Annotated in this window: 2 protein-coding genes; one reads left to right on the top strand and one right to left on the bottom strand. The window is 37.0% G+C overall.

Annotation, left to right across the window (positions count from 1 at the left end; all coding sequences use genetic code 11):
* Window positions 1–198, top strand: a 198-nt coding sequence (locus ACFINS_RS09905) for a YqgE/AlgH family protein (RefSeq protein WP_375706166.1), incomplete at its 5' end; no start/stop codon positions are given.
* Window positions 199–245: 47 nt separating this feature from the next.
* Here the strand turns inward: ACFINS_RS09905 and ACFINS_RS09900 are convergent.
* Window positions 246–872, bottom strand: a 627-nt coding sequence (locus ACFINS_RS09900; protein WP_375706165.1) for an EAL domain-containing protein, incomplete at its 5' end; no start/stop codon positions are given.

Raw genomic sequence — 872 nt, 5'->3', positions numbered from 1 at the left:
CATGCATTGATCGCACTAGGTTATGCTGGATGGAAAGCGGGGCAACTTGAGGCAGAAATTTCTACGAACGGCTGGCTGATAAGTTCCACATCGCCTAGTTTTCTTTTCGAAAGCGATTTGAATCGCAAATATGATGAAAGTTTAATCCGTATGGGGATCAACCCAACCTATCTTGTTTCTGAAATGGGGCATGCGTAAAGAGTTTCACTATTTTCCGAGTTTTGATTTAAAAGTATATTCTTCTCCTATGGCTTGTTTTTATAAGGGAAATGATTTTGAACGAGAGTGATTAACTCTTCGATGGCAATTGGTTTAGTAACAAGTGTGCTTTGAACATATTTACAGCCTTCTTGACGTAGGAAAATCGCTTCTTTTTCATTTTCAACGCCTTCTGCGATGATTTGTAAATTAAGATCAATTGCCATATTGATAATAGATTTGAGAATAAGTTTTTTCTTAGGCGAATCGATTGAGATCAGTGAACGATCTAATTTAACCATGTCGAATGGATAACGAACGAGATACGCAAGTGATGAATAACCTGTTCCAAAATTATCCAGTGCGAGATTTAGTCCCAGTGCTTTAATTTGTTCAAGAAAGTGCGCTGATTGTTCAGGGTTTTTTCTCAAGACAAATTCCGATATTTCTATCATCAATCCCCCTTTGTTAAGTGGGTGGCGAAGCAGAGTGGAGCGTAATTGACTTATGAAGCGAGGATGAACCATTTCCGGGCTTGGTAAATTGATTGAAATAAAGAAAGATTGTTGGAAGAATTTTTCTTGTACATTTATAAGATCAATAACGGCATTGTCGATGATAAATTCTGCTAAATCCATAACGATTTGTTCGTTTTCTAAGATCTGGATAAAATC

Origin of the sequence: Bartonella sp. AA2SXKL, assembly GCF_042197205.1 — a bacterium.
In the GTDB taxonomy this organism is placed as follows: Bacteria; Pseudomonadota; Alphaproteobacteria; order Rhizobiales; family Rhizobiaceae; genus Bartonella.
Note: the sequence above shows the minus strand (reverse complement) of the source record. Positions and strands in the feature narration are given on the sequence as shown.